Genomic DNA, 13,428 nt, shown 5'->3' with positions numbered 1-13,428 from the left:
AATGTTAGAGACGGATCCGACTCTGGATGGTGCAGAAGCCAAGGCAGCCGAGGCCTATGTGCAGTCGGCCTTCGGCCTGCGCCTTGACCTCGAACCGGTGGCGCCAAGGAATCTGCCCCACTTCCTGCTCGACCGATATCGGTTGTGGCAGGGCAATCTGCTCGGGCAGACCGTGCTGCTGGCCGCATGGAAGAACTGGCGTCCGGGCATGGGCTTTACGGCGGACTTCCTGAAGCATCGCGAGCTCCTGCGCCGCGAGCTCGACGTACAGCTTGTCGTCCTTCTACTCGAACAGGCGCCGGCGGCCATTCGCCGGCAGATGGTGGAGCGCAGGATCGCCTTCCTCTCGCCGGGCAACCAGCTCTACATCCCGGAGGCGCTGATCGACCTGCGCGAGCGTGGGGTGCGGGCTGTCGCCCGGCCGGGCGACCAGATCACGCCGACCGCGCAGCTCGTCATTCTCGCGGCCTTGCTGGGAGAGCCGCTCGACGAGGCGAACCTGACCGCATTGGCCGAGCGGCTTCACGTTGCAGTCATGAGCATGAGCCGGGCGGCGGACGAGCTCGAAGCGCTGCAGCTCGCCAAGGCGCACTTCGTCGGGCGGCAGCGCCGCCTGCATCTCCTCTTCCAGGGGCGGGACCTCTGGGAGCGGGTCAGGGACCGGCTTCAGTCGCCGGTGCGCAAGGTGCGCCGGGTTCGTGGCGCGCTCGTCGATCAGGTCGCGCCGCGCGCGGGGCAAAGCGCGCTCGCTTATCATACGATGCTCGCCGAGCCGCGGATCGAACGGCGGGCGATCGCCGCGGCGCGCTGGAAGGAGCTCGCCCCGCAGCTCGACGATGCAGCGGCCTCGGCGTTCGATGAAGGGGTCATCGAACTGGAGACCTGGAGCTATGACCCGGCCGTGCTGGCGCGCGACGGCGTCGTCGATCCGCTGTCGCTATACCTGAGCGTCCGGCACGACCCGGACGAGCGCGTCGCACAGGCGGCGGAGCAACTGTTGGAGCCGTTCGGATGGTAGCGGGAGTCGACCGCTTCCGGGAACATTTCGCCGGACACGATCACCAATATGTCCTGATCGGCGGAGCCGCCTGCGAGCTGCTCATGGACGAGGTCGGGCTCGCGTTCCGGGCGACCAAGGACCTCGACATCGTGCTCATCGTGGAAGCGCTGGATCCCGCCTTCTCCGAGCGGTTCTGGGCCTTCGTCGAGGAGGGCGGATATGAGATCCGGGAGCGAAGCGAGGACGAGCGCATCCTCTACCGCTTCCAGAAGCCGGCCAAGCCCGATTTTCCGGCGATGCTCGAATTGTTCTCGCGCAATCCGGAAGGCCTCGTCCTGGCGGATGGGAGCGCGTTCACGCCGCTTCCGATCGGCGAAGAGGCCGCCAGTCTGTCAGCGATCCTCCTCGACGAGGATTATTATGCGTTCCTGAAATCGATGGTCCGCGACGTCGGCGGCGTCCCCGTTCTCGGCGAAGCCGCGATCATACCTTTCAAGGCGCGAGCCTGGATCGATCTCGGCCAGCGCCGCGAGGCAGGCGACCGGGTCGACGAAAAGGACGTGAAGAAGCATCGCAACGATGTCGCGCGCCTTCTCCAGCTGCTGCCGGCCGACGCGCGCTACGAGGTGCCCGACAAGGTCCGCGCCGACATGTCGGCATTCGTCGCGGCGCTCGACGGCGCCGAAGACTACGACCCCGGAAAATTCGGTGTTGCCATGACCCGCGAGACGGTGATCGAGCGCCTCAAGGCGGCCTACGCCCTCTGAGGCGCCGGATCGCCGCCCGGCCAAGAAAGGGGGCACGACACGGATCGCTGACGCCCGTTTCGATCCTTGAGGGTGCAACCGGTTTACGAACGCGCCGTTTTCTTCCGTCATGCGGGAGGTTTCGACCAATTCGTAAACCGGCGTGAGCCTCGCACAAGCGATGCGAAGAAGGAGGCATGGTTCGCCGGAGAGGCGCTCGGCGGCGGCGCCTCGAGGTGGCAGGCTTGTCGCGCGTTTGATGCGGGACCGCTCGCCATGCTCGACGACGAGTTCGAACCACGACTGGGGCGGATGCGAACCGCCGGCTCGCCGCGCGGCAGGAAATATCTCCATGGCGTGCTGGCCGCCGCCGCGCGCGCCGGGGGCCTGAAGCGCGGCGCGCGGCGCCACTTCGACGGGAGCCGGATCGGCCGCGGCAGCGCGGTCGGGCGGGCGCTCGCCGGTCGGGACCGGTTCGGCGGGCTCCGGGCGCGCCGGGCCATCGTCAAGACGCGGCTCGTGCGGATGGGCGGCAAGGGGCTGGCGGCGGCGCGGGCGCATCTGCGCTACATCCAGCGGGACGGCGTGACCCGCGACGGGGAGGCCGGGCGGCTCTATTCGGCCGGGTCGGACGATGCCGACGGCAAGGCGTTCCTCTCTCGCTGCGAGGGCGACCGGCACCAGTTCCGGTTCATCGTCTCGGCCGAGGACGGCGCCGAATATGACGATCTTCGCCCGCTCGTCCGGCGCTTCATGGCGCGGATGGAGCAGGATCTCGGCACCTCGCTCGACTGGGTGGCGGCCGATCATGTCGACACGATGCACCCGCACACGCACATGATGCTGCGCGGCCGCGACGATCGCGGCGGGAACCTCGTCATCGCCCCCGAATATATCGCGCGCGGGATGCGCGAGCGCGTGGCCGAGCTCGTCTCGCTCGACTTGGGGCCAAGGACCGATTTCGAGATCGCGCGGCGGCTGCGGCTGGAGGTGGACGCCGAGCGGCTGACCTCGCTCGACCGGCGGCTGCTGCGGGAGATGGCGCCGGACCGGTCGGTGACGGCCGCGGGCCGCGACATGTTCGATCAGGCGGTGAGGGTCGGGCGGCTGAGGAAGCTGCGCGCTCTGGGCCTTGCCGACGATGTCGGCGGGGGTCGGTGGCGGCTCGCCGGGGAGTTGGAGCCCACGCTGCGTGAGCTCGGCGAGCGCGGCGACATCATCCGCACGATGCAGCGGGCGCTTGGCGCGGCGGGAGTCGAGCGCTCCCCGGCCGACCGGATCGTCCACCGGCCCGGCGAGAGCGGGAGCCTCTGCGGGCGGGTGGTGGAGCGCGGGCTGGCCGACGAGCTCAGAGACCGTCACTATCTGATCCTCGACGGGATCGACGGACGGAGCCACTATGTCGACATCGGCGCGGGCGATGCGACCGAACCGCTGCCGGTCGGCGCGATCGTCCGCATCTCTCCGCGTTCGGCGGACGCCCGTTCTGTCGATCGAAGGATCGCCGAGGTCGCCGCGGCGAGCGGCGGGCGCTACGACGTCGATCTCCACCTCGCTCATGAGCCCGGCGCCGGCGCGGCCTTCGCCGAGGCGCACGTCCGCCGCCTCGAGGCGATCAGGCGCAGCGTCGGCGGCGTCGAGCGGGACGGGGACGGGACGTGGTCGATCCCGGAGGATTATGCCGCGCTCGCTTCGCGCCACGAGGCCCGGCTCGCGCGGCGGAACCCGGTGGAGGTCGAATTGCTGTCCGCGGTGCCGCTGGAGCGCCTTTCCAGGTTCCATGGCGCCACCTGGCTCGACCGGCAGCTTGTGTCGGCAGCGGGCGAGCCGCTCAGCGACGCCGGGTTCGGACGGGAGGTCGGGTCGGCGCTCGCCGTCCGGCGCGCCTGGCTCGTCGAGCAGGAGCTGGCGTTCGAAGCGGACGGGGGCTTCCGGTGCCGCCCGGACGCGATCGCGGTGCTGCAGCGCCGCGAGCTGCTTCGCGTCGCGGGCGCGATCTCCGGCGAGACCGGGCTCGCATTCGCCGAGCCGGCCGAAGGCGTGCGGGTCGAAGGCGTCGTCCGGCGGCGGCTGGACCTCGCGTCGGGACGCTTCGCGATGATCGAGAACGGCCGGGAGTTCTCGCTCGTGCCGTGGCGCCCGGTGCTCGCTCGGGCGTTCGGGCGGCAGGTGTCGGGCACGTTGCGGCGGGACGGCGGCATCAGCTGGACCATTGGACGGGCGCGGGGGGTCGAGCGCTGAACCGGCTGGCGCCCGCCAACGGTGCGTCCTTTTCCGATCGGCCTGCCGGGGCCGCGTCGGCAACTGCCCGGCCGACCCCGATATCCCTTTGCGAGCTTTACTCTTTGCCGCCCTTCCACCGCGCGTAGCGATCGGCGGCGTTGGGGATGGCCGCCAGGCGCGGCCGCGTCTTCATCCCCGCGATCTTGCGCACGAGCTTGGCCAGATCGTCGGCAGCGCCGGGTTTCCAGCCGTTGCGGATCGCCCAGTTCCTGATCTTTGCGGCATCGAGCGAATGGCCCTTCGCCCGCAGAATGCGAAGTACGTCGTCCACCCATTCCCTGTCGCGGGACTGGAGCAGCGAATGCGACAGATTGATGATCCCCGACACCGAGCGAAGCGCGGTTTCGACGACCGGATCGTCGAGGATCGCGGCCGGCGCCTGTTTCTCCTCGCCATGGACGATCGGCGTCCAGCGCTCGCGCCACTGATCGGCTTCGCCGGGTACCCACGGCACGGCCACCACGCCCTTTACGCCGGCCAGGCCGTCGACGAAGTCGAGAAGCTTGTCGTCAGCATAATAAGCGATGACGACCGGATTGCCCGAAGAATAGCGCAGTGTCGCGAGCGTGCCGTGACGAAGGATCGCGCCGGACGAGAGCGAAACACCGCGTCCAGCAAGGAGCGCCTTGGCCGCATTCTCCCCCAGGTTCGCGGCCAGGCCCGTATGCCGCAGCTGGTCCTTGGTATGCGTCACGAGCAGGACGTTCGGCGCGTCGGCCTTCTTCGCGATCTCCTGTGCGTAGGCCAAGGCGAGCCCGAGCGCCTCGGACTGTTGGCTGTCGCCGGGAATGAGGACTCGGATCGGCGGGGCCATGAGGGTTCCTGCTCGCTGGTTGGCGCCTAATATCCAGTCCCATGACGCCGAGCGCTGCCTTGCGTCAACGTCCGGCGGCTAGCGCCGCTTCATGCTGGCGAGCCAATCAATGACATTCTTCGGCAAACCGAGCCGGCGAGCGGCTGCCGCCTCCCGCTCGTCGGTCTGCTGGAATTCCGTGATCGGAATCCCGCGATCGCCCAGCTCCTGCATGAAGTCACCGAACTGGCGGATGACGGAGAGGCCTTGTTCTTGCGTCAGCCTGAGCGGCGAGTTCTTGAGCATCGACAAAGCGGAAAGCACCGCCACCTCGTCGAACCGATCGCGGAGTTCCTCCTTGCTGAGACGGCTTAGATAGGGCCGTCTTTTATACTCCGTGCGCCAGCGCTCATGGCGCGGCGCTACCTCGGGAATGTGGTCGATCGTCGTGAATTCCTCGACCGACCCCGACTCGACCTCGTCATAGCCGTTTCTCGTCGCCCAGCGCCGGGCGACCAGGTCGAGGACATCTCCCTTCCATGGGTGGTCGTGGCAACCCATGCCTTCGATCGTGACGATCGGATAGGTCAGCTTGCCGCTTCTTACGGTGGCGTGCCGCTGGGTGAGGAACATGATTCCGTCGACATGCTCGTACAGAGCGCGATCACCGTCCCTGCGCCGAACGGCGTGCCACAGGATGTAGCTCACCGTGTGCGGATCGTAGATCTCGTGATCCTCGTTCACGAGCAGAAGCAGGCGCACCATGTTGCGGCGAGGAAAGCCGCGTCGGTGCGCCTCGAGCTGCCGGTTCGCCTTCTTCAAGTGGTTGATGATGCCCCGGCCGATGCGGTCCAGGACGCGCCTCTGGACACCCTCCGGGTCGTCCATGTTCTTGATGAAGGACTGCATCGGGGCCGAGCCAAGGAACATGGGCCAGTCGTCGCGGGCGCGAAGCTGGTCGGCGAGATTGTCGAGACGTTCGGTTCCCGGCTCTTCGAAGGTCTTGAGTTCCACCGCCAGCAGGCCGCGCATACAGCTGTAGTCGATCCTCATCGCCTCAGGCGACTGCGAGTCGTCGAGCGATACGCCGCCCAGCGCCTGGGTCAGGAATCTTATCACCTGAGGTGTTAGGGGCTCGACCTTGCCCGTGCGCTCTATACGCATGTCGAGAATCTAGGCAGACGGCCACTGGAAGGTCCATCTCCAAAAGAGCCGGCGCCTTGCCGCCCCATCGGCCATGACCGACATGCCCTGTTAACGGCGACTTGCTTCCGCACGGGAGGATGCCGCACCCGATTCGCCAGGCAGATGCTTCGTGCGTCGAAGGCGCACTGTCGCCGACTCGGCCCCATGTCCGATCTCTCCTGAGGCCCGCGCTTACGCCGGCTGGGGAGCTCCCGAATGACACCCACCAAGCTGCTGATCGGTCAGATTCTCGTCGTCCTCGCCATCATCGTGCTGGGCGTGTGGGCGGCGACCCAATGGGCGGCCTCGATGCTCGGCCATCAGCCGCAGCTCGGCATGCCCTGGTTCACCTTGGGCGGCCTGCCTTTCTATCGGCCCTGGGCGCTGTTCGCCTGGTGGTATCATTACGAGGCCTATGCGCCTTGGGTGTTCGACCGGGCCGGGGCGCTGGCCGGGGCGAGCGGGTTTCTCGGGTGCGCCGCCGCGGTCGCCGGCTCGCTGTGGCGGGCGCGCCAGTCCTCTCACGTCACCACCTACGGCTCGGCGCGCTGGGCGACCGAGCGCGAGGTGCGCGATGCGGGGCTGTTCGGCGACGCCGGCCTGTTCCTGGGATCGCTTCGCGGCGCCTATCTTCGCCATGACGGCCCCGAGCATGTCATGGCCTTCGCGCCGACGCGGAGCGGCAAGGGCGTCGGGCTGGTCGTGCCGACCCTGCTCTCCTGGACCGGCTCGGCCGTGGTCCATGACATCAAGGGCGAGAATTGGGAGCTGACCGCCGGCTGGCGCTCGCGATTCTCGCACTGCCTGCTGTTCAACCCGACCGACGCGCGCTCGGCGCGCTACAATCCTCTGCTCGAGGTGCGCCGCGGCGCGCACGAGGTGCGCGACGTCCAGAACATCGCCGACATCCTTGTCGATCCGGAAGGGGCGCTCGAGCGGCGCAACCATTGGGAGAAGACGTCGCACTCTTTGCTCGTCGGCGCGATCCTCCACATTCTCTACGCCGAGGAGGAGAAGACGCTCGCGCGGGTCGCGACCTTTCTCTCCGATCCGACGCGTTCGTTCGTCGCGACGCTTCGCGCGATGATGACGGCGCCGCATCTGGGGCCGGACGGCGTCCATCCCGTCGTCGCCTCGGCGGCGCGCGAGGTGCTGAACAAGTCGGAGAGTGAGCGCTCGGGCGTGCTCTCGACGGCGATGTCGTTCCTCGGCCTCTATCGTGACCCGACCGTGGCGGCGGTCACCTCGGACTGCGACTGGCGGATCGACGACCTGCTCTTCGCCGAGCGCCCGGTCTCGCTCTATCTGGTCGTGCCGCCTTCGGACATCTCGCGGACCAAGCCGCTGGTGCGCCTCGTCTTGAACCAGATCGGCCGGCGCCTGACCGAGCGGCTGCATGATACCGGCGGCGCTCCGCGCCGCCGGCTGCTGCTGATGCTCGACGAGTTCCCGGCGCTGGGGCGGCTGGATTTCTTCGAGACCGCTCTGGCCTTCATGGCCGGCTACGGCATCCGCGCCTTCCTGATCGCCCAGAGTCTCAACCAGATCGCCAAGGCTTATGGCGACAACAATTCGATCCTCGACAATTGCCATGTCCGGGTCGCCTTTGCGACCAATGACGAGCGGACGGCCAAGCGCATCTCGGACGCGCTCGGCACCGCGACCGAGCAGCGCGCGATGCGCAACTATGCCGGGCACAGGCTCGCGCCCTGGCTCGCCCATGTCATGGTCAGCCGCCAGGAAACCTCGCGGCCTTTGCTGACCCAGGGCGAGGTGATGCAGCTGCCGCCGGCCGACGAGCTGGTGCTCGTCTCGGGCCTCTCGCCGATCCGGGCTAAGAAGCTGCGCTATTTCGAGGACCGGCGCTTCGTCCGGCGGGTCGTCGCCGCGCCGGCGCTCGGCGAGGGTTCCTACGGCGACCGCCCGCCGTCCCGCCCGCACGACTGGGCCGGCCTTCGCGCGCAAGCCGAGATCAGGGCCGCGGAGGCGGAAGAGGAGGGCGGCGACGGCGGGGAAGGGCTTCGGCAGGAGCGGCATCCCGGCCTGCCGCACAAGGAGGTTCCGGCGGCCCGCGTCGAGCCGGCCGACCCGCTCGGGCTCGGCGAGGAGGAGGCGGACGGCGCCGCGGAGGCGCGGATGATGGGGCGGCTGCGGCAGCTGTCGCCCGTGCTCGCCGCCCATGCGGTCAACGAGGGCGCGGGTCGCGGCGGCGACCTGATGCCGAGCTTCTGAGGCGGCCATGGCGCGCTCCGATTCCGTCCGCCACCAGCTCTTTCTGCCAAAGGCGGTCAGCGAGCGGCTCGAGGCGCTGGCGCGCGCGCCGGGCGTCACCAGGTCGCGGATCCTCGCCGAGGCGCTCACCGCCTGGCTCGACCGCAAGGGCGCGGACGAGATGGAGCTTCGCTTCGCCCGGCGGCTCGACCGCCTGTCGAACCAGCTCGCCCGGATCGAGCGGGACGGCCATGTCCAGCTCGAGAGCCTCGCTCTGTTCGTCCGCTACATGCTGACCGTCAATGCGCCGCTTCCCGAGGGCGACGAGGCGGCGCGGGCGGTCGGGCGCGACCGGTTCGCGGCCTTCGTCGAGCGCGTCGCCCGCCGGCTCGCCAGCGGGCGCATCACCTTCCTGCCCGAGGAGGATGAGGAGCGATGAGCGCGTCCGAATCCTTGGAGCGCCGGCGCGCGATGCTGCGCACGGCGATGGGGCCGGCGATCGCCGAGGCGCTGGCCGACCCGCATGTGATCGAGGTGATGGTCAATCCCGACGGCGCGCTCCGGCTCGACCGGCTCGGGCAGGGGCGGTGCGATACCGGCCTCGTCCTCGAGTCCGCGCAGATCGAGCGGATCATCCGCCTGGTCGCGAGCCACGCCCGAACCGAGGTCCATGGCGCGGCGCCGATCGTCAGCGCCGAGCTGCCCCCGCACGGCGAGGGTCTCGCCGGCGAGCGGTTCGAAGGCATCTTGCCGCCGGTAGCGACCGGTCCCTGCTTCTCGATCCGCAAGCCCGCGACGCGGATCTACGCGCTGCTCGATTATGTGAGCGACGGGATCATGACCGCGGAAGCGGCGAGGGCGCTCGCCGGCGCCGTCGTCGATCGCCGCAATATCCTCGTCGCCGGCGGGACCAGCTCCGGCAAGACGACCCTCGCCAACGCCCTGCTCGCCGAGCTCGCCGCTCATGACGAGCGGGTCATCCTGATCGAGGACACGCGCGAGCTGCAGTGCGCGGCGCCGGACACGGTGGCGCTGAGGACCCGGTCCGGCGTGGTGGCGATGGCCGACCTCGTCCGCTCGACCCTGCGCCTGCGGCCCGACCGGATCATCGTCGGCGAGGTCCGGGGCGGCGAGGCGCTCGACATGCTCAAGGCCTGGAACACCGGCCATCCCGGCGGCATCGCCACCGTCCACGCGAACAGCGCGAGGTCGGCGCTCTACCGGCTCGAGCAGCTGATCCAGGAAGCCGTCGTCACCGTGCCGCGCCGGCTGGTCGCCGACGCGATCGATCTCATCGTCTTCATCGAGGGGCGGGGCACCGCCCGCCGCATCGGCGCGATCGAGGCCGTCGAGGGGCTCGATGCCGCCGGCGACTATGCGCTCCGTCCCCTCGATCCCGAAAATCCAGACTGAGGAGTATGAACATGGTTGAAGCCCGTCCCCTCCGCGTCGCGCGCAGCGCCGCCGCCGGCCTGCTCGCCGCCGCCGCTTTGCTCGCCGTCCAGGCCCGGGCCGCCGGCTCGGGTATGCCCTGGGAGGAGCCGCTCCAGCGCGTGCTCGAATCGGTGCAGGGGCCGGTCGCCAAGATCATCGCGGTGATCATCATCATCGTCACCGGGCTCACCCTCGCGTTCGGCGAGACCGCGGGAGGCTTTCGGCGGCTCATCCAGATCATCTTCGGGCTCTCGATCGCCTTCGCCGCCTCCTCCTTCTTCCTCTCCTTCTTCAGCTTCGGCGGCGGGGCGTTGATCTCGTGAACGGTGCGGCTCCGCACATCGAAGGGTTCGAGGCGCCGATCCACCGCGCCCTGGTCGAGCCGATCCTGCTCGGCGGCGCGCCGCGCGCGATCGCGATCCTCAACGGCACCGTCGCGGCCGCTCTGGGGCTCGGCCTGCAACAGTGGATCGCCGGCCTTGTCCTCTGGGCGCTCGGCCATTCGGTCGCCGTGGTCGCCGCCAAGCGCGACCCGGATTTCGCGGCCGTCCTGGTGCGCCATCTTCGCCAGCGGGGGCATCTCTCATGCTGAGGATCGGCGAATATCGCGCCCGCGCCGACCGGCTCGCCGACCATCTGCCCTGGGCGGCCCTGGTCGCGCCCGGCGTCGTGCTCAACAAGGACGGCAGCTTCCAGCGCACCTGCCGGTTCCGCGGGCCCGACCTCGAAAGCGCGACCGAGGCCGAGCTGGTCTCGGCCGCGGCGCGGGTCAACAATGCGCTGAAACGGTTCGGCTCGGGCTGGGCCTTGTTCTTCGAGGCCGAGCGGGTCGAGGCGCTCGGCTATCCCGAAAGCGTTTTTCCCGACCCCGCCTCCTGGCTCGTCGACAAGGAGCGCCAGGCGAGCTTCGAGGGCGAGCGCGACCATTTTGAGAGCCTCTACTATCTGACTTTGGTCTGGCTGCCGCCGCCCGACGGCCAGGCCGCGGCCGAGCGCTCGCTGGTCGCGCGCTCCGGGGACGGCAAGGGCCGCGACTGGCGCGAGGCGCTCGGGGCGTTCGTCGCCGAGACCGACCGCGCGATGGACCTGCTGTCGGGATTCATGCCGCAGGTGGCCCCGCTCGACGACGGGGAGACGCTGACCTTCCTTCACCGCGCCGTCTCGGACCGCCGCCATCGCGTCGCCGTCCCCGAGACGCCGATCTATCTCGACGCCCTGCTCGCCGACACGCCCCTCGCCGGCGGGCTCGAGCCGATGCTCGGCGACCTTCACCTGCGCACCCTGACCGTGCTCGGCTTTCCGGCGCTGAGCCGGCCCGGGCTGCTCGACGCGCTCAACCATCAGGATTTCGGCTATCGCTGGGTGACCCGCTTCATCCCGCTCGACAAGGCGGATGCGACCCGTGCGCTCACCCGGCTTCGCCGGCAATGGTTCAACAAGCGCAAGTCGGTGACCGCCTTGCTTCGCGAGGTGATGTACAACCAGCCCGTCCAGCTCACCGACAGCGACGCCGACAACAAGGTCGCCGACGCCGACGCGGCGCTCCAGGCCCTCGGCCAGGATTATGTCGCGTTCGGCCATTTGACCGCGACGATCACCGTCGCCGACGCCGATCCCCGCGCCGCCGACGAGAAGGTGAGGGCCGTGGAGCGGGTGGTGAACGGGCTCGGCTTCACCGCCAAGCGCGAGCGGCTCAACGCGGTCGAGGCCTGGCTCTCCAGCCTGCCCGGCCACGCTTATGCCAATGTCCGCCAGCCGCTCGTCCACACGCTCAATCTCGCCCATCTGATGCCCTTGTCGTCGGTCTGGGCCGGGCCGGCGGAGAACGCGCATCTCGCGGGGCCGCCGCTGCTGTTCGCGCAGACGAGCGGCTCGACGCCGTTTCGCCTCTCGACCCATGTCGGCGATGTCGGCCACATGCTGATCGTCGGCCCGACCGGCGCCGGCAAGTCGGTGCTGCTCGCTCTGCTGGCGCTGCAGTTCCGGCGCTATGAGGACGCCCGGGTCGCCATCTTCGACAAGGGCTGGTCGGCGCGCGCGGCGGTGCTGGCGATGGGCGGCGTCCACCACGCGCTCGGCGCCGGCGACGGCGCCGAGGCGCCGGAGCTCGCCTTCCAGCCGCTGCGGCGGATCGACGAGGCGGCCGAGCGCGGCTGGGCCGCGGAATGGCTCGCCGCCCTGCTCGAGCAGCAGAAGGTGGCGGTGATGCCCGAAATCAGGGACGCGCTCTGGTCGGCGCTCGGCAGCCTCGCTTCCGCGCCGGTTGAGGAACGCACCCTGACCGGCCTGTCGCTGCTCTTGCAGTCGAACGCGCTCAAGGCGGCGCTCTTGCCCTACACGCTCGAGGGGCCGTTCGGCGCCCTGCTCGACGCCGCCGAGGACGCCCTCGCGCTGGCCGACGTCCAGTGCTTCGAGACCGAGACGCTGATGGGCCAGGCCGGCGCGGTGCTGCCGGTGCTCACCTATCTGTTCCACCGGCTCGAGGAGCGGTTCGACGGCCGCCCCACTTTGCTGATCCTCGACGAGGCCTGGCTGTTCCTCGACAATCCCTTGTTCGCCGCGCGCATCCGCGAATGGCTGAAGGTGCTGCGCAAGAAGAATGTCGCGGTCGTGTTCGCGACCCAGAGCCTCGCCGACATCGCGGACTCGAGCATCGCCCCGGCGATCGTCGAAAGCTGCCCGCAGCGCATCTTCCTGCCCAACGACCGCGCGGTCGAGCCGCAGGCGCGCGCCGCCTACGAGAGGTTCGGCCTCAACGCGCGCCAGGTCGAGCTGATCGCGCGCGCGACGCCCAAGCGCGATTATTATCTCCAGTCGCGACGCGGCAACCGCCTGTTCGATCTCGGCCTCGGCCCCATCGCGCTCGCTTTCTGCGGTGCCTCGGATCCGGCGAGCCAGCGCCGCATCGAGAGCATCCTCGCGGCAAGCGGCGGCGAGGAGTTCGCGCGCCGCTGGCTCGAGGCCTGCGGCCTCGGCTGGGCCGCCGGCGCGCTCGACCGCTTCCCCGATCCCCCACCCCCCGAAGGAGAAACGACGTGAAGAGAATGAGGATGGCGATCGCCCTTGCCGCGGGCACCGCATTGACGGTCGGCGGCACGTTCCTGGTCCCGGCGAGCCCGGCGGCGGCGATCCCGGTGTTCGACGCCACCAACTACGCGCAGAATATCCTGCAGGCCGCCCGGGCGCTCGAGCAGATCAACCACCAGATCGCCTCGCTCCAGAACGAGGCGGCGATGCTCCAGAACATGGCGCGCAACCTCGAGCGGATCGACTTTCCCGAACTTCAGCGGATGCGTGAAGCGATGCAGGGGATCGACCGCCTGATGGACCAGGCCCGCGGCATCGACTTCCGGATCGATCGGCTCGACGAGCGGGTGCGCGAGCTGTTCCCGGGCGCGGTCGAGCGCGTGCTCGGCCGCGACGCCCGCGTCGCGCAGGCGCGCGCCCGGCTCGACGCGGCGATGGCGGGGTTCCGCCAGGCGATGGGCGTGCAGGCTCAGGTCGCCGAGAATGTCCGCGCCGACGCCGGGCTGCTCGCCGACCTCGTCGCGCGCAGCCAGGGAGCGGCCGGCGGCCTCGCCGCGCAGCAGGCGGCGAACCAGCTCATCGCGCTCGGGGTCCGGCAGCAGCTCCAGCTCCAGAGCCTGATGGCGAGCGAGTTCAGGGGCGCGGCGATCGAGCGCGCGCGCCGGGCGCAGGCCGAGGAGGACGGTCGCGCGGCGACGCGGCGGTTCCTGGGATCGGGCTCCGCCTACACGCCGGAACGCGACTGACCA

General features: G+C 69.7%; 12 protein-coding genes. 10 read left to right on the top strand and 2 right to left on the bottom strand.

Translation table 11 applies throughout. The features are described 5' to 3' along the window. Position 1: 1 nt before the first annotated feature. From KF780_12495 to KF780_12485, 3 genes are all read left to right on the top strand, one after another. Positions 2-1,018 carry a hypothetical protein gene (locus KF780_12495; protein ID MBX3562616.1) on the top strand — a complete coding sequence of 339 codons (1,017 nt, stop codon included), beginning with the start codon at positions 2-4 and terminating at the stop codon, positions 1,016-1,018. After that, the gene (locus tag KF780_12490; GenBank protein MBX3562615.1) at positions 1,012-1,767 is read left to right on the top strand and encodes a hypothetical protein; all 756 of its coding nucleotides are present in this window, start codon (positions 1,012-1,014) and stop codon (positions 1,765-1,767) included. The genes KF780_12495 and KF780_12490 overlap by 7 nt, the downstream gene beginning before the upstream one ends. A gap of 255 nt (positions 1,768-2,022) precedes the next feature. After that, positions 2,023-3,987, top strand: a complete 1,965-nt coding sequence (locus KF780_12485) for a relaxase/mobilization nuclease and DUF3363 domain-containing protein (protein ID MBX3562614.1) — start codon at positions 2,023-2,025, stop codon at positions 3,985-3,987. 97 nt (positions 3,988-4,084) lie between these two features. Here KF780_12485 and KF780_12480 read toward each other — a convergent pair whose 3' ends face one another. Beyond that, complete coding sequence (locus KF780_12480; protein MBX3562613.1) at positions 4,085-4,843, bottom strand: hypothetical protein; 759 nt, start codon at positions 4,841-4,843, stop codon at positions 4,085-4,087. A gap of 78 nt (positions 4,844-4,921) precedes the next feature. Further along, the gene (locus tag KF780_12475; GenBank protein ID MBX3562612.1) at positions 4,922-5,986 is read right to left on the bottom strand and encodes a hypothetical protein; all 1,065 of its coding nucleotides are present in this window, start codon (positions 5,984-5,986) and stop codon (positions 4,922-4,924) included. A 237-nt stretch (positions 5,987-6,223) separates the two neighbouring features. Here KF780_12475 and KF780_12470 point away from each other — a divergent pair, with 237 nt between their 5' ends. Genes KF780_12470 through trbJ form a run of 7 tightly spaced genes read left to right on the top strand, consistent with a single transcriptional unit; the run spans position 6,224 to position 13,425 of the window. Next, complete coding sequence (locus KF780_12470) at positions 6,224-8,239, top strand: conjugal transfer protein TraG (GenBank protein MBX3562611.1); 2,016 nt, start codon at positions 6,224-6,226, stop codon at positions 8,237-8,239. A 7-nt stretch (positions 8,240-8,246) separates the two neighbouring features. Continuing rightward, the gene (locus KF780_12465) at positions 8,247-8,657 is read left to right on the top strand and encodes a CopG family transcriptional regulator (protein ID MBX3562610.1); all 411 of its coding nucleotides are present in this window, start codon (positions 8,247-8,249) and stop codon (positions 8,655-8,657) included. Further along, positions 8,654-9,631 (top strand): P-type conjugative transfer ATPase TrbB, encoded by a 978-nt coding sequence (trbB, locus tag KF780_12460; GenBank protein ID MBX3562609.1) that lies wholly within the window; start codon positions 8,654-8,656, stop codon positions 9,629-9,631. Before KF780_12465 ends, trbB begins: the two co-directional genes overlap by 4 nt. 5 nt (positions 9,632-9,636) lie before the next feature. Beyond that, positions 9,637-9,975: a TrbC/VirB2 family protein gene (locus tag KF780_12455; protein MBX3562608.1), complete on the top strand. Its 339-nt coding sequence runs from the start codon at positions 9,637-9,639 to the stop codon at positions 9,973-9,975. After that, positions 9,972-10,244 carry a VirB3 family type IV secretion system protein gene (locus KF780_12450; GenBank protein MBX3562607.1) on the top strand — a complete coding sequence of 91 codons (273 nt, stop codon included), beginning with the start codon at positions 9,972-9,974 and terminating at the stop codon, positions 10,242-10,244. Before KF780_12455 ends, KF780_12450 begins: the two co-directional genes overlap by 4 nt. Then, positions 10,238-12,691: a conjugal transfer protein TrbE gene (locus KF780_12445; protein MBX3562606.1), complete on the top strand. Its 2,454-nt coding sequence runs from the start codon at positions 10,238-10,240 to the stop codon at positions 12,689-12,691. Before KF780_12450 ends, KF780_12445 begins: the two co-directional genes overlap by 7 nt. A 5-nt stretch (positions 12,692-12,696) precedes the next feature. Further along, positions 12,697-13,425 carry a P-type conjugative transfer protein TrbJ gene (trbJ, locus tag KF780_12440; GenBank protein MBX3562605.1) on the top strand — a complete coding sequence of 243 codons (729 nt, stop codon included), beginning with the start codon at positions 12,697-12,699 and terminating at the stop codon, positions 13,423-13,425. The last annotated feature ends 3 nt before the right edge of the window (positions 13,426-13,428 follow it).

Source organism: Sphingomonas sp., assembly GCA_019635535.1.
Classification (GTDB): Bacteria; Pseudomonadota; Alphaproteobacteria; order Sphingomonadales; family Sphingomonadaceae; genus Allosphingosinicella.
The sequence above is the reverse complement of the archived record's forward strand: the minus strand, read 5'-3'. Positions and strand labels throughout refer to the sequence as shown.

What these genes read in the sequence shown, in the direction of transcription:
- KF780_12495 (MBX3562616.1), top strand. Translation starts at nt 2, where the DNA reads ATGTTAGAGACGGATCCGACTCTGGATGGTGCAGAAGCCAAGGCAGCC.
- KF780_12490 (MBX3562615.1), top strand. Translation starts at nt 1,012, where the DNA reads ATGGTAGCGGGAGTCGACCGCTTCCGGGAACATTTCGCCGGACACGAT.
- KF780_12485 (MBX3562614.1), top strand. Translation starts at nt 2,023, where the DNA reads ATGCTCGACGACGAGTTCGAACCACGACTGGGGCGGATGCGAACCGCC.
- KF780_12480 (MBX3562613.1), bottom strand. Translation starts at nt 4,843, where the DNA reads ATGGCCCCGCCGATCCGAGTCCTCATTCCCGGCGACAGCCAACAGTCC.
- KF780_12475 (MBX3562612.1), bottom strand. Translation starts at nt 5,986, where the DNA reads ATGCGTATAGAGCGCACGGGCAAGGTCGAGCCCCTAACACCTCAGGTG.
- KF780_12470 (MBX3562611.1), top strand. Translation starts at nt 6,224, where the DNA reads ATGACACCCACCAAGCTGCTGATCGGTCAGATTCTCGTCGTCCTCGCC.
- KF780_12465 (MBX3562610.1), top strand. Translation starts at nt 8,247, where the DNA reads ATGGCGCGCTCCGATTCCGTCCGCCACCAGCTCTTTCTGCCAAAGGCG.
- trbB (MBX3562609.1), top strand. Translation starts at nt 8,654, where the DNA reads ATGAGCGCGTCCGAATCCTTGGAGCGCCGGCGCGCGATGCTGCGCACG.
- KF780_12455 (MBX3562608.1), top strand. Translation starts at nt 9,637, where the DNA reads ATGAACATGGTTGAAGCCCGTCCCCTCCGCGTCGCGCGCAGCGCCGCC.
- KF780_12445 (MBX3562606.1), top strand. Translation starts at nt 10,238, where the DNA reads ATGCTGAGGATCGGCGAATATCGCGCCCGCGCCGACCGGCTCGCCGAC.
- trbJ (MBX3562605.1), top strand. Translation starts at nt 12,697, where the DNA reads ATGAGGATGGCGATCGCCCTTGCCGCGGGCACCGCATTGACGGTCGGC.